Genomic DNA, 23108 nt, shown 5'->3' on the forward strand with positions numbered 1-23108 from the left:
CTCAACTGGTGACGCTCTTCAGTTCGTCGCCGAGGGCCGATGCCTCCTCTGGAGTCAATTCGACGACGAGGCGGCCACCGCCCTCCAGCGGTACTCGCATCACGATGCCTCGCCCCTCCTTGGTTGCTTCCAGAGGACCGTCTCCGGTCCGGGGCTTCATCGCCGCCATCGAGTGCTCCCTCCAGGTCTAGACCGGGCCGCCGTGGTGGAGGCCGCAGATGCCGAAGGTGCCCACCCGCCGCCACCCCCGACAGAGAACTGCAACTTCACGCCCCTATTGTTCCCTATCCGCGAGCATCGGTGTGCCAAGACCCTGTTATGCCCCGCTGATCACCGGCACCCAACAGGACCGAAGATGGTCGTCGACCATGCCCGTGGCCTGCATCAGCGCGTAGGCGGTGGTGGGCCCGACGAACCGAAACCCGCGCCGCTTCAACTCCTTGGCCATCGCGACCGATTCGGGACTGGTCGGGGGCACCTGTGACGGATCGGCGGGCCGCGGCCTCCCGGGCGGGGGCGCGAACGACCAGAGCAGGTCGCTCAAGTCGACGTCGAGCGTGGCTGCCGCGCGGGCGTTGGCGATCACCGCGCCGATCTTCGAGTGGTTGCGCACGATCCCGGTGTCGGACATCAGCCGTGCGACTTCGGCATCCGTGTAGCCGGCGACCTTTTCGACATCGAAGTGGTCGAACGCACGACGGAAGTTGTCGCGCTTGCGCAGGATGATCAACCACGACAAGCCACTTTGAAAGGCTTCCAACGACATTCGCTCGAAGAGCGCGTTGCGGCCGTGCACCGGCCTCCCCCACTCGAGGTCGTGGTAGTCGCGATAGAGGTCCCCAACCGCCCACCCGCAACGGATACGGCCGTCGTCGTCTTCGGCGCTCACGCCTCGTCCCGGCCGACGGTCCCGGACGCCTCAGAGGCGGACTCGGTGGTCGACTGCAGCGCCCGCACCGCCGAGAGCTGCCCGCGCAGCAGCTCGATCTCCTGGCCCAGCCGGTCGAGCACCCAGTCCACCTCGCTTGTCTTGTAGCCGCGCAGCGTCTGGGTGAACTTCACCGCGTCGATGTCGGCGCGGGCGACACCCGAGGCCGGCAGAACGGTGGCGGTAGTCGCCCGCGGCAGCGGCGGAAGCGGCTCGCCGCGACCGAACACGGCGCTCGCAACCACGAACAGGACCGCGGCGACCAAAATGAGCACCAGCAGATACAGCAGCACCATCGTCACGCCACCGATACTGCCTGACGCACCCGACAGTGCGCGCGGCCGACCGGTGGACGACTAACGCTGCCGCAGGGTGTTCATCGGAGGCCGGTCGGTCAGCGAGACGGGCGACAACCGCGGGGTGTAGCCGTCACCGTCGGCGAAGAACTGGGTGAGCCCGATCCCGGAGTCACCGATGCCGCAGCGCGACAGCAGCGTGGCGATGACCTGACGGCTCATTCCACCCAGCTCGGTCAGCGGCCGGTTGCGGTGGGCACGTACACCGAGGTTGACCTGCGCGATCGCGTCCAGGCCGAGCCGGTCATACGTGTCGACGAGCAGGCCGATCTCCACGCCGTAGCCCGGCGCGAACGGCACCGACATCAGCAGCTCACGAGTCGCGGCGTATTCGCCGCCCAGGGGCTGGAGGATGCAGCTCAGCCCGGGCCGCAGCGCCGCCAGCAGCGGCCGCGCGACCAGCTGGGTGACCCGACCGCCGCCGTTGGCGTCCTCGCTGCCGCTGACCTTCAGCGGCCGACGGTAAAAGCCCTTGACAAGGTGGACGCCGTCGACCGTCAGCAGCGGGCCGACCAGCCGTGGCACGAACATCGGGTCGGGGTCGATCAGGTCGGAGTCGATGAACACGACGATGTCGCCGCTGGTGGCGGCGAGCGACCGCCACAACACCTCACCCTTGCCGGGATGCGGGGGCAACTCGGGCAGCGCCTGCTCCCGGCTGACAACGCGGGCCCCGGCGGCGATGGCGCGGATCTCCGTCTCGTCGGTGGAGCCGGAGTCAAGCACGATCAGTTCGTCGACCAGCCCGCCGAGCATCGGCGAGATGCTGTCGATCACCGACGCGACCGTTTCCTGCTCGTTCAGCGCCGGCAGCACCACCGAGATCGTGCGGCCCGCTTTGGCGGCCTGCAGTTCGGCAACGGTCCAGGACGGTCTGCTCAAGCTATGGCCGGCCATCCATTTGTCGCCGGCCAGGTCCTCGGCGGTCAGCTCTGGTGCAGCGGTCATGCCAGCCCCCTCACCGTGCGCGTCGGCGCACGTACACCCTCAATCGCCGCGACCATGTCCAGGACGCGCCGGGTGTGTCCGACCTCGTGGACCCGGAACATCCGCACACCGGCCGCCGCCGCCAGGGCCGTCGCAGCGAGAGTGCCTTCCAGGCGCTCGGCCAAACCCACACCCAAAGTCTCCCCGACGAAGTCCTTGTTGCTCAGCGCCATCAGCACAGGCCATCCGGTGTTAACAAGATCTTTTACGTGGTGCAACAAAGCGAGCCCGTGGAAGGTGTTCTTGCCGAAATCGTGGGTGGGATCGATCAGGATCGCGTCCTTCGACACCCCGGCCGCAGCCGCGCGCTCCGCCGCCGCGGTCACCTCCGCGATGACGTCGTCGACCACCCCGCGGGTGCTGGTTCCGTAGCTGACCCGAAACGGGCGGCTGCGCGGCGACGCGCCACCGGTGTGCGAGCAGACCAGTCCCGTGCCGAACTCCGCGGCGACCTCCGGCAGCCCAGGTTCGGCACCGGCCCAGGTGTCGTTGATGAGGTCCGCACCTGCTTCGCACGCACGCCGGGCCACCGCGACCCGCCACGTGTCGACGCTGACCAGCTGATCGGGGTAGGCATCGCGGATCCACTCGATGAACGGCACGACACGGGTGATCTCCTCGCCGGTTTCGACGGTCCGGCCCGGACCGGCCTTCACGCCGCCGACGTCGATGATGTCGGCACCCTCGGCGATCGCACCGTGGACGGCGGCCTTGGCCGAATCGTCGCCGAACGTGGCGCCGCGGTCGTAGAACGAGTCCGGCGTGCGGTTGACGATCGCCATGATCAGCGCGCGGTCGTCGGCCACCGGCCGTCCGCAAAGTGTCGACTGCACCCCACCAGGGTGCCAGGCCGGTAGGTCAGCCCTTTGGACGCTTCCCGTCCGCGACTTGCGCGGGGTACTCGTCGTAGTACTCGACGTACCCCTCTTCGCGGCCCGTGAGCACGTAGATCGGGTCTTCGATGTCCGATCCGTAGCCCTGCTTGCGCAGGCCGACCTTCTTGCTCTTGAACGTGGACGTGTGCTCCAGCTCCTTGACGACGCGCACGAACAGCGGCACCGCGTAGCCGGGCAGATGCTCGTACACGGTCCCGGCGAGCGACTTGCCGTCGAATTCGGCGCCCTCCTTGAGCACCACAGCCGCCATCCCGGCCCGGCCGCCGGCGCCTTCGACCTCGACGCCGTACACCGTGCATTCGTCGATGTCGGGGTCCCTGGAGACGGCCGCCTCGACCTGCGTGGTGGCGACGTTCTCACCCTTCCAGCGGAAGGTGTCACCGAGCCGGTCGGTGAACGCCGCGTGGCCGAACCCCTGCGGCTGCATCAGGTCGCCGGTGTTGAACCACACGTCGCCCCTGCGGAACGCGTCCCGCACCAGCTTCTTCGCGGTGGCCTGTTCATCGGTGTAGCCGTCAAACGGCTGGAAGTTGCTGACCTTGGACAGCAGCAGGCCCGGCTTGCCGTCGCCCACCTTGCGCACGCGGCCGTGCTTGTCGCGCACCGGGTCGCCGGTCTCGGGGTCGTACTCGACGAATGCCACGGGCGTCGGGCAGATCCCCGCGGTCTTGGGCATGTTGAGCACGTTGACGAACGCGGTGTTTCCTTCGCTGGCCGCATAGAACTCGCAGACCCGCGTGATGGCGAACCGTGCAGTGAACTCGTCCCAGATCGAGGGCCGCAACCCGTTGCCCGCGATCACCCGCACGTGGTGCCCGCGGTCGGTCGGCTTCTCGGGCTGATTCAGCAGGTACGCGCAGATCTCGCCGATATAGATGAACGCGGTGGCCTGGTGCTCGATGACCTCGTCCCAGAAGCGCGACGCCGAGAAGGACTTGCCCAGCGCCAGCGTCGCCCCGGTGCCGAGCACCGACGACACCGCCACGGTCAGCGCGTTGTTGTGGTAGAGCGGCAGGCAGCAGTACAACGTGTCGCTGCTTTTCAGCCGCATGCCCAGCGCGCCGAAGCCCGCGAGCGCGCGCAGCCAGCGGTAGTGGGTCATCACGCTGGCTTTCGGCATGCCGGTGGTGCCCGAGGTGAAGATGTAGAACGCCTTGTCCTTCGCCAGCACCGACGACGTCACGGCCGGGTTATCGGTCGGCGCGTCGGCAGCCAGCCGGTCGAGTTCGTCGACACCGATCGAGTCGGCGACCTTCGCACCGGACGCCTCGACCTCGGCGAGCAGGTCTTCCTCCCCGATCAGCACGTTGGCGTTCAGCAGTCCGATGCTGTGCTCGAGCACGTTGCCGCGCTGGTGGTAGTTCAACATTCCGGCGATCGCGCCGAGCTTGACCACGGCGAGCATCAGCAGGACCGCCCGCGGCGAGTTCTTGAGCATGACGCCCACGACGTCCCCGCGACCGACGCCACGGGCGGCCAGCACCGCGGCGTACCGGTTGGCGGTCTCGTTAGCCTCCCGGTAGCTGACGGTTTCGTCCTGAAACTTGATGAACGGCTGGTCGGCATAGCGTGCGGCGCGGTCCTGAAAGACCTTGCCGATCGAGGTCTTCGCGGACGGCAGCGCGAGGAATCCCGTCAGCACCCCGCGCAGGATCGCGGGGGTGTCCATCAACAGGCCCGGCAGCCGCGTCGCGACGTCGGTCAGCCCGACGCCGGCCCGCTTCGCCTCGGCGCGATCGTCGGTTGCCTCATGCTCGTCGGTGGTGGTCGTGGCCTGGTTCCCGTCGGTCTTCTCAGCCATGCGATCGGTCTTCCCCCTCGTATCGTGGCGCAAACTGGCGCACAGCCTAGCCCCGATTGTGACCGGAGCTACTCGCCGGGGGCACAAGCGTCAATCGCATCGACCAGGCGGCGCGTGACGACGAGGCGTGCCAGCGCCAGCGGGTGCACGTAGCCACTGTCGACCAGGCCCACGAGCCACTCCAGCAAACCGTCGTAGTGGCCGTGCGGGTCGAGCATCACCACCGGCTTGTCATGCATGCCGAGGTAGCCGGCCGTCCAGGCTTCGAACAGCTCCTCGAGCGTTCCGATGCCGCCGGGCAGCGCCAGAAACGCGTCGGAGCGCTCCTCCATCACCTGTTTGCGCTCGCGCATCGTGTCGGTGACGATCAGCTCGCCCGCATCGACATCGGCCATCTCCCGGTGAACCAGTGCCTTGGGGATCACGCCGACGGTGTGCCCGTTGTGCGCGCGGGCGCCGGTGGCCAGTGCGCCCATCGCCGACACGTTGCCGCCGCCGGAGACCAGCGTCCAGCCGCGGTCGGCGATCGACTCGCCCACTCTGGCCGCCAGCACGAGCAGCTCCGGATGAACCGGGCCGGACGCGCAATACACGCACACCGCCCACTCCTGTCGGGTACCGGACACAGTCGCCAACGTAGCGCCCTATGATCCGGCGAGTGCCCACCGCGCCCGACGAACGGTCACTGCAACGGCTCATCGCCGCGCTGGGTGACCACGAGCGCGCCGGTGCCGTGCTGCTCGGACCGGTGGGGGTCGGCAAGGCGGTGCTGGCAGACACCGCCGCCGACCGCTTCGCCGCCGAGAACCCGTCGACTCAGATCCGGCGGGTGGCGGGGACGGCGTCGGCGCGGGTCCTGCCGTTCGGCGCATTCGCCCACCTGATCGACGTCGCCGACGCCGGCAAGACAACGGACCTGTTGCGCGCCGCCCGCGCATCGTTGCAGCGCCCCGGCGATGGTGAGCTGCTGCTCGTCGTCGACGACGCCCATCACCTGGACAAGCTTTCCGCCACGCTGGTGTATCAGCTCGCCGTAAACCGGGCGGCACGGTTGATCGTCACGGTCGACACGGAACAGCCGGTGCCCGAAGCCATTTCGGCGTTGTGGACCGACGATGTGCTGACCAGGATCGACGTCACGCAACTCGACGGGGACCCGCAGACGCCGGTCACCGACTACGTCGCGGCGCTGCCGGAGCAGGCACTGGGGGTCCTGCGGTACCTGGCCGTTCAGGATCCGCTGACGCTGAGCGACCTCGTCGCGCTCACCGGCGAGGAGGCGGTCGCGGCCGCCGCCGCCGCGGGTGCCGTCCGGATGGAGCAGGCCGGCGGCGACCCCGTCGTCCACCCCGGCCATCCGCTCTACACCGACACCGTGCGGACGGACCTGGCCGCAGCGGACACGCGCCGGCTGCGCACCGCGGTGGCCGACCTGCTGTCAGCGCGGCCGCCCGGTGATGTGATCGCACGGCTGCGCCTGGCGGCCCTGGCGCTCGACAGCAACACGCCCCAGCCGGTCGCCGAGGTCACGGCGGCGGCGCTGGAGGCGCTGCGGCTCGGCGACATGGACCTGGGCGAGCGGCTCGCCGGCGCGGCGCTGGACCGTTCCGGCGGGTTGCCCGCGCGGCTGGCGCTGGCGACCGCGCTCGCCTGGCAGGGCCGGGGCCGCGAGGCCGACGAGGTGCTCGCGCCCGTCGACCCCGCGCAGTTGTCCGAAACCGAAGTGATGACCTGGGCGCTGCCGCGGGCCGCCAACCAGTTCTGGATGCTCGGGGAGCCGACGCAGGCGGCGGCGTTTCTGCAGGCCACCCGCAACCGGGTCGCCGCGCCGAACGCTCGCGCCACGCTCGACGCGCTGGCCGCGACGTTCGCGATGAACGCCGGCACCCCGCATCGCGCGCTGCGGCTGGCCGACGAGGTGCTGGCCTCGCCGTTCGCCGACGAGCAGGCCGTGGGTTGGGCGGCATCGGCCGCCGCGCTGAGCTCGGCGCGGATCGGCCGGCTCGACGACGTCGACGCGCTGGCGGCGCGGGCGGTGGCCGCCGAGCATCCCGGGCTGCTGCGGTTCACCAGCGGGTTCGGCCGCACGACCGCGCTGGTGATGGCCGGCCGGCTCGACGAGGCGCGCTCGGTGGCGCAGAAATACACCGACTTCGCCGAGCTGCAGCAGCCGGGCCGAGCGATCGGCGAGGTGCTGGTCGCGCACGTGGCGATCGCGCAGGGTGACTTCGACACCGCGGTGACGCTGCTGCACGGGGCAGCTGACGCGCTCGCGCCGACGGGATACTCGTGGGGGCCGCTTTCTCTGATGCTGCTGGCCACGGCGCTGGGCCAGCAGCGCGACCGGATCGGCGCGGCCAAGGTGCTCAGCAATGCCGAGTCGCGGCATGGGTTGAAGTCGGCGTTGTTCACGCCGGAGCTCTCGCTGGCCAGGGCATGGACCAGGGCCGCGCGTGACGACACCCAGGGTGCGATCGACGCGGCCCGCGAGGCCGTGCAGGCCGCCGAACGCGGCGGACAGTCGGCGGTGGCTATTCGCGCGCTGCATGACGCGGTCCGGCTGGGCGACACCCGGGCCGTGCACCGGTTGGAGCGACTCGCCGGTGAGGTGGATTGCGTGGCCGGCCGCTTGGCGCTGGCTCACGCCCGCGCCCTCACGGACGATGACAGCGGGGCGCTCGCCGAGGTGGCCGCGAAGCTGCACGCCGCCGGGCTGCACCCCGCAGCCGCCGACGCCGCCGCTCAGGCCGGGCGCGTGAGGTAACCCCGCAGCATGTCGACGGCCGCGGTGATCTGACCGACCGGCACCCGCTCGTCGGCGCGGTGCGCCAGACCCGGGTCGCCGGGGCCGTAGTTGACCGCCGGGACGCCGCGCGCGGCGAACCGCGACACGTCCGTCCAGCCGTACTTGGCCCGCACCCGTCCGCCGGCGGCCTGCACGAGCGCGGCGGCCGCGGGCCGGGTCAGGCCGGGCAGCGCTCCCTCGGCGGAGTCGGTCAACTCGACGCCGACGTCGAGGCCGTCGAACACCTCACGGACATGCTTGACCGCCTGCTCGACGCTGAGGTCGGGCGCGAATCGGAAGTTCACGGTCACCGATGCGGCGTCGGGGATGACGTTGCCTGCGATGCCGCCGTCGATGCCGACCGCCGACAAGCCCTCCCGGTAGGTGCAGCCGTCGATGTCGACCATGCGCGCCCGGTAGGCCGAAAGCCTGTCAAGCACAGCGCCGAGTTTGTGAATTGCGTTGTCGCCCAACCAAGATCGTGCCGAGTGCGCGCGGGTGCCCGTGGTGCTGACGATCACACGGATGGTGCCCTGGCAGCCGGCCTCGATGTAGCCGCCCGACGGCTCGCCCAGTATCGCCACGTCGGCCTGCAGCCAATCGGGCAGCTCGCGCTCGATGCGGCCCAAGCCGTTTGCGGCGGCCTCGATCTCCTCACAGTCGTAGAACAGGAGCGTCAGGTCGTGGGCGGGTTCGGCGACGGTGGCGGCCAGGTGCATGAACACCGCGAGGCCGGACTTCATGTCCACAGCGCCGCAGCCGCGCAGTTCGTCGCCGTCGCGGCGGCTGGGCAGGTTGTTGGCGACCGGCACCGTGTCGAGGTGCCCGGCCAGCAGCACCCGCGACGGCCGGGCGAAGTCGGTGCGGGCCAGCACGGCGTTGCCGTTGCGGACGATCTGGAAGCCGTCGGTCTGACAGCGCAGCGCGGCCTCGACCTCTTGGGCGATGATGTGCTCGCGGCCAGACTCACTCCGGATGTCGACCAACGCGGCGGTCAGCTCGATCGGGTCTCCGTGCAGGTCCAACATGCCCGTCAACGTTAGTCCACTAGCGTGTAGCCACATGACGTCCGCAGCGGGCATCGGGCTCGCCACCATCGCCGCCGACGGGACTGTGCTCGACACCTGGTTCCCCGAACCGGAACTCGGCGGCGACGGACCGGCGGGCACCGTGCGACTGTCCGTCGCGGAGGTGCCCGAGGAACTCGCCGCGCTCGCGGCCCCCGACGAGGACCGGGATGTCGAGACGGTGCTCGTCCGGACCGTGATCGCAGCGCTGGACGACAAGCCGGCCGACGCCTACGACGCGTACCTGCGGCTGCACCTGTTGTCCCATCGGCTGATCCGGCCGCACGGGGCCAACCTCGACGGGTTGTTCGGCGTGCTGGCCAACGTCGTCTGGACCAACCACGGGCCGTGCCAGGTCGAGGGGTTCGAGGCGGTGCGTGCGCGGCTTCGCCGGCGCGCGCCGGTGACGGTCTACGGTGTGGACAAGTTCCCGCGGATGGTCGACTACGTGATGCCGACCGGCGTGCGGATCGCCGACGCGGACCGGGTGCGCCTCGGCGCGCATCTGGCGGCAGGCACGACCGTGATGCACGAGGGATTCGTGAACTTCAACGCCGGCACGCTGGGCACGTCGATGATCGAGGGCCGCATCTCCTCCGGCGTGGTTGTCGGCGACGGCTCGGACGTCGGCGGGGGCGCGTCGACGATGGGAACGCTGTCGGGCGGCGGTAGGCAGGTGATCTCGATCGGCAAGCGCTGCCTGCTGGGCGCCAACTCGGGCCTGGGCATCTCGCTGGGCGACGACTGCGTGATCGAGGCCGGGCTCTACCTGACCGCAGGCACGAAGGTCCAGATGCCGGACGGCACAACGGTCAAGGCGCGGGAGCTCTCCGGGGGAGACAACATGCTGTTCCGCCGCAACTCTCTGACCGGCGGCGTGGAGGTGGTCGCCCGCGACGGCACCGGCATCACGCTCAACGCCATGCTGCACGCCAACTGACGAGTTGGCGTCACCCACAGTCGGGCCTCAGCCGGCGGCCAGCACGCAGAACTCGTTGCCTTCGGGGTCGGCCAGCACCACCCAGCTCTGTTCGCCCTGGCCAATGTCGACGTGCCGTGCGCCGAGCCGCAGCAACCGCTCCACCTCGGCGTGCTGGTCGCCGGGCACGAAGTCGAAGTGGATGCGGTTCTTGACGATCCGCTTGTCATCGACGCGCAGGAACAGCCAGTCGGGTCCCGCGCCGGCCGGCGTGTGCAGCACGACGTCGCCGTCGTCATCGACATCCTTCGGCCAGCCCAGCGCCTCCGACCACCACGCGCCGAGCGCCGTAGGGTCGGCCGCATCGATGCAGATCTGGTCGAACCTCAACCCCATCCGGTCAGCTCCTTCTTGAGTACCTTGCCCATCGCGTTCCGGGGCAGCGCGTCGACGACCCGCACCTCACGAGGCCGCTTGTGGACCGAAAGCTGTTCCGCCACATAGTCGATCAACACCTCCGGTGACGCATCGCCGACCACGAACGCGACGATGCGCTGGCCGAGGTCGTCGTCGGGAAGGCCGACGACGGCGGCCTCCGACACGCCCGGATGGCCCAGGAGCGCGGTCTCGACCTCCCCGGCGCCGACGCGGTAGCCACCCGACTTGATCAGGTCGGTGGACTCGCGGCCGACGATCCGGTGCATCCCGTCGGCGCCGATCACCGCGACGTCGCCGGTGCGGTACCAGCCCTCGTCGCTGAACGCCGCCGCGGTCGCGTCGGGCCGGCCCAGATATTCGTCGAACAGCATCGGCCCCCGAACCTCAAGGCGGGCAACGGTTTCCCCGTCATGCGCCGCCTCGCCGCCGGCCTCGTCGACGAGGCGCGTCGTGACACCGGCCAGCGGCAGCCCGACCGAGCCCGCGCGGCGTTCCCCGTCGGCGCGGGTGCTCAGCGTGATCAGCGACTCCGTACTGCCGTAGCGCTCGACCGGCCGGTGCCCGGTGAGCTTTGCGAGGTGATCGAAGACGGGAACCGGCAGCGGCGCGCTGCCTGATACCAGCAGGCGCGCCGCCCGCAGCGCCCGGGCGGCGTCGGGGTCGGCGACGACGCGGGACCACACCGTCGGCACGCCGAAGTACAGCGTTCCCTGCGCCGCGGCATACCCGGCCGGTGTCGGCCGGCCGGTGTGGACGAAGCGGTTCCCGATCCGCAGCGAGCCGAGCAGCCCGAGCACCAGCCCATGCACGTGGAACAGCGGCAGGCCGTGCGCGAGCGTGTCGTCGGCGGTCCACTGCCACGCCCGGGCCAACGCGTCCAAGTCGGCGGCGATGGCGCGCCGGCTCAGCACCACGCCCTTCGGCGGGCCGGTCGTGCCGGAGGTGTACATCACCAGCGCGGTCGCGTCGGGCGACGGCTCCGGGTAACGGTGCCACGAGCGGGCGTGCAGCCGGACCGGGACGTGCGGCAGGCCCGCAGGGTCGTCGGGCGGCTCGCCGAGCCACGCCTGAGCGCCGGAGTCGGTGAGGATGTGGTGGCGCTCGGCCCGCCCGACGTCGGCGGGCACCGGGACGACGGGCACACCGGCGATCAGGCAGCCGGTGATCGCCAGCACCGTCGCGGCGGTCGGGCCGGCCAGCACGGCCACCCGCTGCGCACCGCCCACCCGCTCGGCCACTGACGTCGCCGCGCCGACGAGGTCGCTGCGGCTCAGCGACACCCCGCCGATCCGGACGGCCTCGGCGAGGTCGGAGCCGGCGGGGTTCAGCGAGGCCAAGAGCACGCCAGCGAGGCTACCTCGGGAGGGGGCGGGAATACTCGGCCCTGTGATGATCGAACGCATCGCCAGCCGGGAGGTCTATCGCAATCCCTGGATGACCTTGCGCGAGGACGAGATCCGCAGGCCCGACGGCAGCCGCGGCATATACAGCGTGGTGGACAAGCCGGCCTACGCGCTGGTCATCCCGCACGACCGGGACAGGTTCCGGCTGGTCGAGCAGTTCCGCTACCCGCTGGGCCTGCGCCGCTGGGAGTTTCCGCAGGGCACGGCGCCGGAGGGAATCCACCTGGAACCGGAGGCGCTCGCGGCACGAGAACTGCGCGAGGAAACGGGCCTGCGTGCCGGATCGTTGGTGCGGCTGGGTCAGCTCGACGTCGCCCCGGGAATGAGCAGCCAGCGCGGATGGGTGTTCCTCGCCACGGACATCGTCGAGGGCGAGCCGGACCGGGAGCACGAGGAGCAGGACATGCGCAGCGCCTGGTTCACTCGCGAGCAGGTGGAGGCGATGATCCGCGGCGGCGGGATCACCGACGCGCAATCGATCGCGGCGCTCGCTTTGTTCCTGCTCAGTCAGTGAACCGGAACCCGCCGCCCGCCTTGCCAGTTGACGACGCGGATCTGGTGGCCGGTTTGCACTCCGGTGGCCGGGTCGACCCGGAACCGACCGAACAGGGTCGTGGTGTCGAGTCGTTGTGACGCCGCCAGGACCGGCCCCGGGTCAACGGTTCCGGCGTCATCCGCGCAGCGCCGCCAGATGACCCCGGCGGCGAACGCGGCAGCGGCCGGGTAGGGCGGGTTCCTGCCGGTCGCATCGCGGTAACGGCGGGCGAACCACTCGCCGTCGGGCCCGTCCGCGGGTTGGTCTCCGTCGCCCAGCCACTGGCAGGGTCCGTACAGCCCCTCAACCCGGCCGCCGACGGCATCGCGCAGCTCCTCCACCCCCGCGGCGACAAGCCCGATCGCGCGCCAGCGGCGTTTGCTTGCAAGCCGCGCGACAGCGACATCGTCCTCGAACGACCCGGCCGACAACAACACGTCGCCGGTCGGGATGTGCTCCCACACCGCCTGCACGCGGCCCGGCCGAAAAGCGATCGACAGCAGCGAGAGACCGAGGCGACGGGCCGCCACCGCCGCCCCCTGCGCCACCTCCCGGCCGAATCCGGTATCCACGCGCAGGAGCACAATCCGCGATCCGGCAGGAAGGCCCCGTGCGACGAGGCTGTCGAGCACCGCCGCGAAATAGGCGTGCGCGGGGGAAGGCACGTTGACGACGCGTGGATATTTCGGCCTGGCCAGGCGCGCCGTCGCACCTCCGTGATTCCAGATGGTGCCCGCGCCAGCCGCGGCGGCCGCAACCGCCGGCCCCGAACCGTAGGGTCCGAACACCACATCCGGCCGGGCGGCCTCCGCCGCCGACATCGCGGAAGCGGCGGAGGGGTGGGCGTCGATGACCTCGAGACTCAGCCCGCAACCATCGGCCCAGAACCCGAGGGCGGTCGCTCCGGGGCGTCCGAATCTGGCCAGCGGCCCGGAGAGCTGGGTGAGCAGGACGGCTCGACGTTTCACATCAGTCCGTTTCGTCACCGCCGCGGTGCCAGGCCACGGCCGCCAGCAGCGCGACCGCGAAGACAGCGCCGACCGCGCCCGAGAGCAGCAGCGGCAGCCGGCCGTCGGTACCCCAGGACAGCCCGGCCCACAGACCGGCGAACAGCACCGCGAAGCCGCTCAATCCCTGGAAGACGCCCTGGGCGCTGGACTGCAGCTCTTCCCCGACAAGCACGGAGATCCACGCCTTGCCGACGCCGTCATAGCAGGCGGTGAACACGCCATAGACCGCGATCAGCCCCCACGCGCTCGCCGTGTCCGTGGTGATGCCGAGGCCGAGGTAGCCGACCGCGAAGAACACCAGCCCGAGCGCGTACACGAGCGGACGGCCGAACCGGTCGGCAAGCACCCCGGCCGGGAAGCTCGCCAGCGCATACACCGCGTTGTAGCCGACGTAGGCCAAGATGACCCCGACGACCGAGAAGCCGATCTCCTTGAGCCGCAACAAAAGCAGCGCGTCGGGGAAGTTCGCGGCGCTGAACGCGACCAGGAACGCGACCACGCGCCAGTACCGCCCGGGCAGCCGCCGCACCCCGGCCCACATCGACGGCCGGCCCGCGGGCGACATCTCCCGTGGCCGCTCACGGACCCACGCGATCAGCAGCACGCTCAGCACAGCCGGGATCACGGCCAGATACAGCACGGTACCGATCCGGTGGTCGAACAACTCGTACCCGGCCAGGCCCAACAGCGGGCCGATGACGGCGCCGAGCGTATCCATCGTGCGGTGGAACCCGAAAACCCGCCCGCGCTCGGCCGGCCCGATGCCGTCGACGAGCAGCGCGTCCCGCGGCGCGCCGCGAAGGCCCTTTCCGAGCCGGTCCACGACGCGTCCGACCAGAACGCCCGGCCACGCGCCGGCCGCGGCGACGATCAGCTTGCCCAAGGCCGCCATCCCGTATCCGGTCGCGATGAGCGGGCGGCGGGCGAACCGGTCGCCCAACGGGCCGGACGCGACTTTGGTCAGTGCGGCGGCGCCCTCCGCGGCGCCTTCCACCGCGCCGACGACCGCGGGTGGCGCGCCCAGGACGCTGGTCAGGTAGATCGGCAGCAGCGGATACAACAACTCGCTGGCCGCGTCCTGCAGCAGCGACACCAGCGACAGCACCCGTACGTTGCGGGTGAGCCACGTGCGCCGGTTACGCGCGGTCACCGGTCAGCCCCGGCGCGCCAGTCGGAACGCACACCGCCCATCGTTGCAGTGCACCACCCCGGCTGAGAAATTCCTGCCAACCGGGGTACGCAATGCTTGCCGGCGGGTCGTTGCGTTACTCTCAGCGACCCCGTTCTGCCAGTGCCCGCAGGAGGAACGTGAGGTTGGCCGGCCGCTCTGCCAACCGCCGCACGAAGTAGCCGTACCAGTGCGTGCCGAACGGCACGTAAACGCGCACCGCATTGCCCGCGCCGGCCAGGCGACGCTGCTCCGGGTCGCGGATGCCGTACAGCATCTGGTACTCGAACCCGGTTCCCAGGCGCGATGTTTCGCGCGCCAGGTCGCCCGCCGCGGCGATGACCACGGGGTCGTGCGACGCCACCATGGGGTAGCCGTTGCCTGCCATGAGCACCGTCAGGCAGCGCAGGTAGCTGTCGGTGACGTCGTCGCGGTCGCGGTAGGCCACCGACGCGGGTTCGTCGTAGGCCCCCTTGCACAGCCGGATTCGCGCGCCGGACGCGGCGAACTGCGCGCAGTCGCCGTACGTGCGCCGCAGGTATGCCTGCAGCACCGTGCCCAGCCAGTCGAAGTCGGCGCGCAGCTCACGCACGATGCCCAGCGTCGAGTCGGTCGTGGTGTGGTCTTCCGCGTCCACCGTGACCCACACCCCGGCCCGCTGCGCGGCCGCGCAGATCGCGTGCGCGTTGTCCCGGGCGATCTTCTCCCCGTCGCGCGGAAGGGCCTGGCCCAGTGCCGACAGCTTCAACGACACCTCCAGCGGACGCACCCCCAGACGCGACGCGTCGCGGCGACGGCCCAACGCGTCCAGCAGGCCCAGGTACGCGTCCACCGTCGCGTTCGCGGCGTCCACGTCGGTGACGTCCTCGCCGAGGTAGTCGATCGACACCATTCGCCCCGAATCACGCAGCCCCGCAACGCTGTTCAGCGCATCGCCGACGGTCTCCCCCGGCACGAACCGGCGCACCACCCGACGGGTGGCGGGCAGGCGTTCAGCGCTACGGCGCAAACCGCCGGACCGGCCGGCCGCCAGAATCGCCGGACGCGCCACCCGGCTGAAAAGCTGCCCCATCACCCGGCCTCCATGTGCGGGTAGTTGTGATCGGTGGGCGGGACGAACGACTCCTTGATCGAGCGGGCCGACGTCCAGCGCAGCAGGTTCAGCGCCGAGCCCGCCTTGTCGTTGGTGCCCGACGCCCTCGACCCGCCGAACGGCTGCTGGCCGACGACCGCCCCGGTCGGCTTGTCGTTGACATAGAAGTTGCCGGCCGCGAAGCGCAGCCGCTCAGAGGCCTGCAGCACCGCCGCACGCTCGTCGGCGATCACGGAGCCGGTGAGCGCGTAGGGCGCTCCGCTGTCGACCACGTCGAGGATGGGTTCCCAGTCCTCGTCCGGGTAGACGTACACCGCCAGGATGGGGCCGAAGTACTCCGTGGAGAAGGCTTCGTCGCGCGGGTCGTCGGACAGCATCACGGTCGGCCGCACGAAATAGCCTTCGCTGTCGTCGTATTCGCCTCCGACGGCGATGGTCATGCCGGCCGCACCCTTCGCGCGCTCGATAGCGGCGACGTTCTTGTCGAACGCCCGCTTGTCGATCAGCGCGCCGCCGAAGTTCGAGAGGTCGGTGACGTCGCCGTACCGCAGCGCCGCGATGGCGTCGAGGAAGCCGACGCCCATCTTCTGCCAGACCGACCGCGCAATGAACGCACGCGAGGCCGCCGAGCATTTCTGGCCCTGATAGTCGAACGCCCCGCGGATCAACGCCGTCCGCAGCACATCCGGCCGCGCCGAGGGGTGCGCGAGCACGAAATCCTTACCGCCCGTTTCCCCGACCAGCCTGGGGTAGGTCGCATAACGCTCGATGTTGGCGCCCACCTCCCGCCACAGATGCTGGAACGTCGTCGTCGACCCGGTGAAGTGGATGCCGGCCAGCCGCGGGTCGCGCAGCAGCACGTCGGACACCGCGGACCCATCCCCGGCGAGGAGATTGATCACCCCGGGCGGCAGCCCGGCCGCCTCCAGCAGCTGCATGGTGAGGTACGCGGACCGGGTCTGGGTCGGCGACGGCTTCCACACGACGGTGTTGCCCATCAGCGCCGGCGCGGTGGGCAGGTTACCGGCGATAGCCGTAAAGTTGAACGGCGTGATCGCGTAGACGAAGCCCTCCAGCGGCCGGTAGTCGGTGCGGTTCCACACCCCGCGGGTGCTGATCGGCTGCTGCGCCAGGATCTGGCGCGCGAACGCGACGTTGAAGCGCCAGAAGTCCACGAGCTCACACGGTGCGTCGATCTCGGCCTGGTGGGCGGTCTTGGACTGACCGAGCATGGTCGCCGCGGCGAGCTTTTCCCGCCATGGGCCGGACAGCAGGTCGGCGGCCCGCAGGAACACGGCGGCGCGTTCGTCGAACGGCGTCGCCGCCCACTCGGCGCCGGCGGCCAGCGCGGCCTCCATCGCGGCGATCGCGTCGGCGCGCGTCGCGTTGCTCAGCGTGCCCAGCCGTGCCGAATGACGATGCGGCTGAACGACATCGATGCGTTCGCCGGCACCCATTCGGTGCTGGCCGCCGATCACGTGGGGAAGGTCGACGGGCTCGGCGGCCAGCGAGTCCAGTGCGGCGACGAGGCGCATGCGTTCCGGGCTGCCCGGTGGGTGGTCATGGACCGGCTCATTTGCCGGCGCCGGTACATCGGTGATCGCGTCCATGGGTCAAGGATTGCCGACAAGCCTCCCCGAACTGTTGGCGGATCAGACAAGGTGTTGGTCGGTCAGCAGTAGAATCTGACAACATGGAGACGGCCCGCATCGGCCTGGGCCAGCTGCTCTTGGCGCTGGACCGCACGATGGTGACGCTGGTCGAGGCGCCGCGCGGCCTCGACATGGCGGTGGCCTCGGTGGCCTTGATCGACGCCGACGACGTGCGGCTGGGCCTGGCGGTCGGCGCCGGCAGCGCGGACGTGTTCTTCCTTCTCGGCGTGGCCGACGACGACGCCGTGCGCTGGATCGACCGCCAGGTCGCCGCCCGGGTGCCGGCCGCGATCTTCGTCAAGGAGCCGGCGGCGGCCGTGATCGAGCGGGCGGTGTCCGCGGGCGCCGCCGTGGTGGCCGTCGAGCCGCGCGCACGCTGGGAGAGGCTCTACCGGCTGGTCAACCACGTCTTCGACCACCACGGCGACCGCACCGACCCCCAATTCGACTCGGGTACAGATCTTTTCGGCCTCGCCCAGTCGATCGCCGAGCGCACCCACGGGATGATCAGCATCGAGGACGCGCAGTCGCACGTGCTGGCGTACTCGGCGTCCAACGACGAGGCCGACGAACTGCGCAGGCTGTCGATCCTGGGCCGGGCGGGCCCGCCCGAGCATCTGGAGTGGATCGGCAAGCGGGGAATCTTCGACGCGCTGCGGGCCGGCACGGACGTGGTGCGGGTCGCCGAGCGGCCCGAGTTGGCGCTGCGGCCGCGGCTGGCGGTCGGGATCCATCGCGAGGACGAGCCGCGGGGTGGAACGTTCATCGGCACGATCTGGCTGCAGCAGGGCTCGCGCCCGCTGGCCGGCGACGTTGAAGACGTGCTGCGGGGCGCGGCGGTGCTGGCCGCCCGCATCATGTCCCGGCTGGCCGCGACTCCGTCGACGCACGCGCTGAGGGTCCAGGAACTGCTCGGTTACGGTGGTGAAGGGGCCGACGTCGCCGCGAGCGCCCGCGAACTCGGGATCGTCGCCGACGGACGTGTCGCGCTGGTCGGCCTGCGATGCACCGACGGTGCCGTTCCGGCAGACGTCATCGCGTTGAGCGCCAGCGCTTTTCGACCCGATGCCCAAGTGACCTGCCGAGGCGACCGCGCGTACGTGCTGTTTCCCCAGATCGGTGCCGCGTCGTCGGTGGCCTCGTGGGTCCGCGGCACCGTCGCGTCCCTGCACCGCGAGCTGGGGCTGGCGTTGCAGGCCGTGATCGCCGCGCAGGTCGCCGGGCTCGCCGCCGTGGCAGACACCCGCGCCGAGGTGGACCGGGTGTTCGACAGCGCCGACCGCCACCCCGGCGCCATCGCGCAGGTCACGTCGCTGGACGAAGCCCGCACCACCGTGCTGCTCGACGAGATCGTCGCGCTCGTGGCCGGCCAGGACGGTCTGGTCGACCCGCGCGTGCTCGCGTTGCGCGACTACGACGCCGGCCACGACGGCTCGCTCGTGCCCACCCTGCACGCCTATCTCGACTGCTTCGGCGACATCGCCGCGGCGGGGCACTGGCTGCACGTCCACCCCAACACCGTCCGTTACCGGGTGCGGCGGATCGAGAAGCTTCTCGGCAACTCCCTGGCCGACCCCGATGACCGGCTTGTGCTCGCCCTGGGCGTGCGGGCGATGTCGCTCACCGCGGCGCGGGCTGCACCGTCAGCCGCGACACCGCGGCGGCGATCCGCTCGTCGGTCGCGGTGAGCGCGATCCGCACGTGACGAGCGCCCCGCGGGCCGTAGAACTCGCCGGGAGCGACGAGGATGCCGCGCTGCGCGAACCACACGACCGTGTCACGGCACGGTTCGTCGCGGGTGGCCCACAGGTAAAGCCCGGCCTCGGAATGATCCACGGTCAGACCGGCCTTTCGCACCGCGGGCAGCAGGGTGTCGCGGCGCCGGAGGTACCGGTCGCGCTGCTCGCGCTCGTGGGAATCGTCGCTGAGGGCTGCCACCATCGCCGACTGCACCGGGGTCGGCACCATCATGCCCGCGTGCCTGCGCACCGCGAGCAGCTCGGCGACGACATCGGGGTCACCGGCGACGAAGCCGGCGCGGTAGCCCGCCATGGACGAGCTCTTCGACAGCGAGTGAATGGCCAGCAGGCCGGTGTGGTCGCCGTCGCAGACCGCCGGGTCGAGCAGCGACACCGGCGCGACGTCCCAGCCGAGGCCGAGGTAGCACTCGTCGGAGGCCACCAGCGCACCGCGCTCGCGCGCCCAGCCGACGACCTTACGCAGGTGGTCGGCGCCCAGCACCCGCCCCGTCGGGTTGCTCGGCGAGTTCAGGTAGATCAGCGCGGGCCGCTGCGGCCCGAGCTGCGTGGTTGAGTCCGCGAGTAAGACCTGCGCGCCGGCCAGCCGCGCGCCTACCTCGTAGGTCGGGTACGCCAGCTCGGGCACCACCACCGCATCGCCGCGACCGAGCCCGAGCAGCGTCGGCAACCACGCGATGAGCTCCTTCGTGCCGATCACCGGCAACACGGCGTCGGCCGAAACACCCCGCACGCCGTAGCGGCGGGCCAGCGCGGCCACCGCGGCCTCGCGAAGCGCCGGGGTTCCCGCGGTGGTCGGGTACCCGGGCGCTCCGCCGGCCGCCGCCAGCGCTTCGCGGATCACCGGCGCGACCGGATCGACCGGGGTGCCGACTGACAGGTCGACGATGCCGTCGGGATGGGCGCGCGCGACCGCCGCCGGCCCGGCCAGCGTGTCCCACGGGAAGACCGGCAGCGCCGCCGAGACTCCCCCGCGCGCGGGAGGCGCCCCCGGCCGACGGGTCGGGGCTACGCCGTGCGCCGGCTCAGGCGGTTTCACCCTGGGGCGGCAGGTTCTTGACGGCGGGCGGATCGTTCGAGGTCATTCCGACCTTCGAGGCCCCGCCCGGCGAGCCCAGTTCCTCGAAGAAGTCGGCGTTGATCTGCGTGTATTGGCTCCATTGCTCCGGCACGTCGTCCTCGTAGTAGATGGCCTCGACCGGGCAGACCGGCTCACAGGCGCCGCAGTCGACGCACTCGTCGGGGTGGATGTACAGCATGCGTTCACCCTCATAGATGCAGTCGACGGGGCATTCCTCGATGCATGCCTTGTCCTTCACGTCGACGCAGGGTTCGGCGATCGTGTACGTCACAGGGTTCTCCTCAAGGTCTCCTCGATCTCCCGCTGGGATGGCTGCTGTTGCGTTGTGGCTCTGAGAAGTTGCCGACAGTATCCGATCTCGCAGCCGGCTCTTGCTCGCCAGTGTGCCCTAACTTGCCTGGTGGTAGTAGCTGATACTAGCCGTTGCATATACCGCGCGATCAACCCCTTGCGCACTCGGTATGCACACAGCTGCAGTGCAACATGTTGCATATAGGCGTCCGCGGTGGTTACGCTGCCGCCGTGGCGCTGCCGCACGCGATCCTGGTGTCGCTGTCCGAACAGTGCTGCTCGGGCTACGAGCTGGCGCGGCGGTTCGACCGTTCGACCGGGTACTTCTGGAGCGCGACCCATCAGCAGATCTACCGGACGCTGCGGGTAATGGAGGGCAATGGCTGGGTCACCGTGACGCCGGTCGCACAGCAGGGCAGGCCCGACAAGAAGGTCTACAACGTGTCGCCGGCCGGACACGCGGAGCTGGCCCGGTGGATCGCCGAACCGGTTGCCGGGACTGCGAACTCGGTGCTGCGTGACCTGGCGGTGAAGATCCGTGGTGCCGAGTACGGCGACGTCGGCGCGGTGCGTCGGCAGGTCGCCGCGCTGCGTGCGCAGCGTGCCGGGAGGCTGGACATCTACCGTGCGCTGGAGAAACGCCAGTTCCCCGATCGCGGCTGTCTCAGCGGATCGTCGTTGCACCAGTACCTGGTACTGCGCGGCGGTATTCGCGCCGAGGAGAACGCACTCGACTGGCTCGACGAAGTGGGGGCGGCCCTGTGACTGCATATCCCAACCTGTTGTCGCCGTTGGATCTTGGGTTCACGACGCTGCGCAACCGTGTCGTGATGGGTTCGATGCACACCGCACATCATCGGTGGCGCGGCGCCGGCGGCCGAGCTGGGCGCCAAGCGGGCGTTCAAGCAGGGCGCTGAACTGGCCGGAAGTCAAGCCGCCAGAGGCAGGTACGTCGTCGTGCGCTGACGCGCGGGCCGGCCGATGCCGGCCGCGATCTCGACCAGTTCGGCCACGGTCTTGGCCGATCCGTGCTCCGAGCCGGCCATCCGCGAGATGGTTTCCTCCATCAGCGTGCCGCCGAGGTCGTTGGCGCCGCCGTTGAGCATGATCTGCGTGCGCTCGACGCCGAGCTTGACCCAGCTCGTCTGGATGTTGGAGATCCTGCCGTGCAACATGATCCGGGCCAGCGCGTGCACGGCACGGTTGTCGCGGTGGCTCGGCCCGGGCCGGGCGGCCCCGGCCAGATACAGCGGGCTGCTCTGATGCACGAACGGCAGGGGGACGAACTCGGTGAAGCCGCCCGTCTGGGCCTGAATCCCGGCCAGGATCCGCAGGTGCGCGATCCAGTGCTTGGGCTGGTCGACGTGGCCGTACATCATCGTCGAGGACGACCGGAGGCCGACCTGGTGCGCCGTGGTGACAACCTCGATCCACGCCGAGGTCGGCAGCTTGCCCTTGGTCAGCACCCAGCGGATTTCGTCGTCGAGGATCTCGGCGGCCGTGCCGGGAATGGTATCCAGCCCCGCCTGCCGCAGTCCGGTCAGCCAATCCCGAATGCTCTCACCGCTTTTCGCCGCACCGTTGACGATCTCCATCGGAGAGAACGCGTGCACGTGCATGGACGGCACCCGGTGTTTGACCGCCCGCACGAGATCGGCGTAACCGGTCACCGGCAGTTCGGGGTCGATGCCACCCTGCATGCACACCTCGGTGGCGCCGTCGACGTGGGCCTGCCACGCGCGGTCGCCGACTTCCTCATAGGACAGCGTGTAGGCGTCGGCGTCGCCCTTGCGTTGCGCGAACGCGCAGAACCGGCACCCGGTGTAACAGATGTTGGTGAAGTTGATGTTGCGGTTGACGACGTAGGTGACGTCGTCGCCCACCGTGTCGCGGCGTATCGAATCGGCCAGTGCCGCAACGGCATCCAATGCCGGGCCATCAGCGGTGGCGAGGGCGAGATACTCCTGGTCGGTACAGCCTGCGGGATCCCGCTCGGCCGAGCGCAGCGCGGCGGCCACATCGGCGTCGACGCGTTCGGGCACGCGGGCCGCCAGCTCCCCCACCTTCTCGCGCACCGACTCCCAGTCACCGAACGCGCTGCCCAGATCGCTGCGGGTGGCGCTGCGCCGGCCGTGCGTGTCGATCGCCGAGTTCAGGTCCACACGGCCACTCGACTCGTACGCCGCATCGGGCTCCTGCCACGGCCGTCCCACGGGGTTGACGTCACGAGCCAGACCGGTGAGCGGATCGGCCAACGCGGCGACGTGGCCGCGCACGCGAGGGTCGATCCACGCCGCGCCGCCGAGCACATAGGGCGGCTGGGCCGTCAGCCGCTGCACCAGGTCGTAGCCGGCTTGGCCGGTAACGTCGGCAAGTTCGTCGAGCCCGGGCCACGGACGTTCGGGGTTGACGTGGTCGGGGGTCAGCGGCGAGACACCACCCCAGTCGTCGACACCGGCACCGATCAGCGCCAGGCATTCCCGCCGTGAGACCAGATTCGGCGGTGCCTGGATGCGCATCTTCGGCCCGAGCACGAGCCGGGCGACCGCGATCGTCGCGACGAAGTCATCGATGTCCGCGTCGGGCACCGCACGCATCGCGGTGTGATCCTTGGCCCGGAAGTTCTGCACGATCACTTCCTGAACGTGCCCGAACTCCTTGTGCACCCGCCGAATCGCATGCAGGGTCTCGGCGCGCTCGAAAAGCGTCTCGCCGATACCCACCAGCAGGCCCGTCGTGAACGGGATCGACAGCCGGCCGGCGTCGGTCAGCGTGCGCAGCCGCACCGCAGGATCCTTGTCGGGGCTGCCGTAGTGGGCCATGCCCTTGTTCTCGAACAGCCGCCGCGACGTCGTCTCCAGCATCATGCCCATCGACGGGGCGACGGGCTTGAGCCGCGACATCTCCGACCAGCTCATCACGCCCGGGTTCAGGTGCGGCA

General features: G+C 70.4%; 21 protein-coding genes and 2 pseudogenes. 6 read left to right on the top strand and 17 right to left on the bottom strand.

Features of this window, described 5'->3' with window-relative positions; genetic code table 11:
• Position 1 precedes the first annotated feature (1 nt).
• From VKG81_RS00880 to VKG81_RS00910, 7 genes and pseudogenes are all read right to left on the bottom strand, one after another.
• Complete coding sequence (locus VKG81_RS00880) at positions 2-169, bottom strand: DUF3117 domain-containing protein (RefSeq protein WP_324388937.1); 168 nt, start codon at positions 167-169, stop codon at positions 2-4.
• Between the two features lie 147 nt (positions 170-316).
• Complete coding sequence (locus VKG81_RS00885; protein WP_324388938.1) at positions 317-889, bottom strand: DNA-3-methyladenine glycosylase I; 573 nt, start codon at positions 887-889, stop codon at positions 317-319.
• A complete protein-coding gene (locus VKG81_RS00890; protein ID WP_324388939.1) occupies positions 886-1230 on the bottom strand; it encodes a DivIVA domain-containing protein in 345 nt (114 codons plus the stop codon). Before VKG81_RS00890 ends, VKG81_RS00885 begins: the two co-directional genes overlap by 4 nt.
• Positions 1231-1284: 54 nt before the next feature.
• The gene (locus VKG81_RS00895) at positions 1285-2232 is read right to left on the bottom strand and encodes a glucosyl-3-phosphoglycerate synthase (protein ID WP_324388940.1); all 948 of its coding nucleotides are present in this window, start codon (positions 2230-2232) and stop codon (positions 1285-1287) included.
• Positions 2229-3241: pseudogene (folP, locus tag VKG81_RS00900) on the bottom strand (dihydropteroate synthase). Before folP ends, VKG81_RS00895 begins: the two are co-directional and overlap by 4 nt.
• Positions 3130-4968 carry a long-chain-acyl-CoA synthetase FadD6 gene (fadD6, locus tag VKG81_RS00905; protein ID WP_324388941.1) on the bottom strand — a complete coding sequence of 613 codons (1839 nt, stop codon included), beginning with the start codon at positions 4966-4968 and terminating at the stop codon, positions 3130-3132. The pseudogene folP and the gene fadD6 overlap by 112 nt, the downstream one beginning before the upstream one ends.
• Positions 4969-5036: 68 nt before the next feature.
• Complete coding sequence (locus VKG81_RS00910) at positions 5037-5594, bottom strand: TIGR00730 family Rossman fold protein (RefSeq protein ID WP_324388942.1); 558 nt, start codon at positions 5592-5594, stop codon at positions 5037-5039.
• A 32-nt stretch (positions 5595-5626) separates the two neighbouring features.
• Between VKG81_RS00910 and VKG81_RS00915 the strand changes: the two genes are divergently transcribed.
• Entirely contained in the window at positions 5627-7732 is a 2106-nt protein-coding gene (locus VKG81_RS00915; protein ID WP_324388943.1) for an AAA family ATPase, read from the top strand.
• Here VKG81_RS00915 and dapE read toward each other — a convergent pair.
• Positions 7711-8781: a succinyl-diaminopimelate desuccinylase gene (gene dapE / locus VKG81_RS00920; RefSeq protein ID WP_324388944.1), complete on the bottom strand. Its 1071-nt coding sequence runs from the start codon at positions 8779-8781 to the stop codon at positions 7711-7713. The genes VKG81_RS00915 and dapE overlap by 22 nt on opposite strands.
• Here dapE and dapD point away from each other — a divergent pair.
• Positions 8780-9760 carry a 2,3,4,5-tetrahydropyridine-2,6-dicarboxylate N-succinyltransferase gene (dapD, locus tag VKG81_RS00925; RefSeq protein ID WP_324388945.1) on the top strand — a complete coding sequence of 327 codons (981 nt, stop codon included), beginning with the start codon at positions 8780-8782 and terminating at the stop codon, positions 9758-9760. The genes dapE and dapD overlap by 2 nt on opposite strands.
• Positions 9761-9787: 27 nt before the next feature.
• Here dapD and VKG81_RS00930 read toward each other — a convergent pair whose 3' ends face one another.
• Both VKG81_RS00930 and VKG81_RS00935 read right to left on the bottom strand, forming a co-directional pair.
• Positions 9788-10135: a VOC family protein gene (locus tag VKG81_RS00930; RefSeq protein WP_324388946.1), complete on the bottom strand. Its 348-nt coding sequence runs from the start codon at positions 10133-10135 to the stop codon at positions 9788-9790.
• On the bottom strand, positions 10126-11520 hold the full coding sequence (locus VKG81_RS00935) for an acyl-CoA synthetase (protein WP_324388947.1): 1395 nt from the start codon (positions 11518-11520) through the stop codon (positions 10126-10128). Before VKG81_RS00935 ends, VKG81_RS00930 begins: the two co-directional genes overlap by 10 nt.
• A 46-nt stretch (positions 11521-11566) precedes the next feature.
• Between VKG81_RS00935 and VKG81_RS00940 the strand changes: the two genes are divergently transcribed.
• On the top strand, positions 11567-12094 hold the full coding sequence (locus VKG81_RS00940) for an NUDIX hydrolase (protein ID WP_324388948.1): 528 nt from the start codon (positions 11567-11569) through the stop codon (positions 12092-12094).
• Here VKG81_RS00940 and VKG81_RS00945 read toward each other — a convergent pair.
• From VKG81_RS00945 to pruA, 4 genes are all read right to left on the bottom strand, one after another.
• The gene (locus tag VKG81_RS00945; RefSeq protein WP_324388949.1) at positions 12088-13083 is read right to left on the bottom strand and encodes an ABC transporter substrate-binding protein; all 996 of its coding nucleotides are present in this window, start codon (positions 13081-13083) and stop codon (positions 12088-12090) included. The two genes, VKG81_RS00940 and VKG81_RS00945, sit on opposite strands and share 7 nt — an antisense overlap.
• Position 13084: 1 nt before the next feature.
• A complete protein-coding gene (locus VKG81_RS00950; protein ID WP_324388950.1) occupies positions 13085-14275 on the bottom strand; it encodes an MFS transporter in 1191 nt (396 codons plus the stop codon).
• 121 nt (positions 14276-14396) lie between these two features.
• A complete protein-coding gene (locus VKG81_RS00955) occupies positions 14397-15365 on the bottom strand; it encodes a proline dehydrogenase family protein (RefSeq protein ID WP_324388951.1) in 969 nt (322 codons plus the stop codon).
• Entirely contained in the window at positions 15365-16996 is a 1632-nt protein-coding gene (gene pruA / locus VKG81_RS00960) for an L-glutamate gamma-semialdehyde dehydrogenase (protein ID WP_324388952.1), read from the bottom strand. Before pruA ends, VKG81_RS00955 begins: the two co-directional genes overlap by 1 nt.
• A gap of 83 nt (positions 16997-17079) precedes the next feature.
• On the opposite strand from pruA, the gene VKG81_RS00965 reads away from it, so the two are divergent.
• A complete protein-coding gene (locus tag VKG81_RS00965; protein ID WP_324388953.1) occupies positions 17080-18726 on the top strand; it encodes a PucR family transcriptional regulator in 1647 nt (548 codons plus the stop codon).
• Here the strand turns inward: VKG81_RS00965 and dapC are convergent.
• Together dapC and fdxA are read right to left on the bottom strand one after the other, a co-directional pair.
• The gene (gene dapC / locus VKG81_RS00970; RefSeq protein WP_324388960.1) at positions 18659-19750 is read right to left on the bottom strand and encodes a succinyldiaminopimelate transaminase; all 1092 of its coding nucleotides are present in this window, start codon (positions 19748-19750) and stop codon (positions 18659-18661) included. The genes VKG81_RS00965 and dapC overlap by 68 nt on opposite strands.
• Before the next feature lie 70 nt (positions 19751-19820).
• A complete protein-coding gene (fdxA, locus tag VKG81_RS00975; RefSeq protein WP_324388954.1) occupies positions 19821-20147 on the bottom strand; it encodes a ferredoxin in 327 nt (108 codons plus the stop codon).
• 251 nt (positions 20148-20398) lie between these two features.
• On the opposite strand from fdxA, the gene VKG81_RS00980 reads away from it, so the two are divergent.
• Complete coding sequence (locus VKG81_RS00980; protein WP_324388955.1) at positions 20399-20932, top strand: PadR family transcriptional regulator; 534 nt, start codon at positions 20399-20401, stop codon at positions 20930-20932.
• Positions 20929-21015 (top strand): annotated as a pseudogene (locus tag VKG81_RS21430) (hypothetical protein); the annotation flags it as partial. The gene VKG81_RS00980 and the pseudogene VKG81_RS21430, both read left to right, overlap by 4 nt.
• A gap of 81 nt (positions 21016-21096) precedes the next feature.
• Here the strand turns inward: VKG81_RS21430 and VKG81_RS00985 are convergent.
• The coding region (locus tag VKG81_RS00985; protein WP_324388956.1) for a bifunctional FO biosynthesis protein CofGH at positions 21097-23108 on the bottom strand (2012 nt) is incomplete at its 5' end.

This window comes from Mycobacterium sp. (assembly GCF_035314905.1).
Taxonomy (GTDB): domain Bacteria; phylum Actinomycetota; class Actinomycetes; order Mycobacteriales; family Mycobacteriaceae; genus Mycobacterium.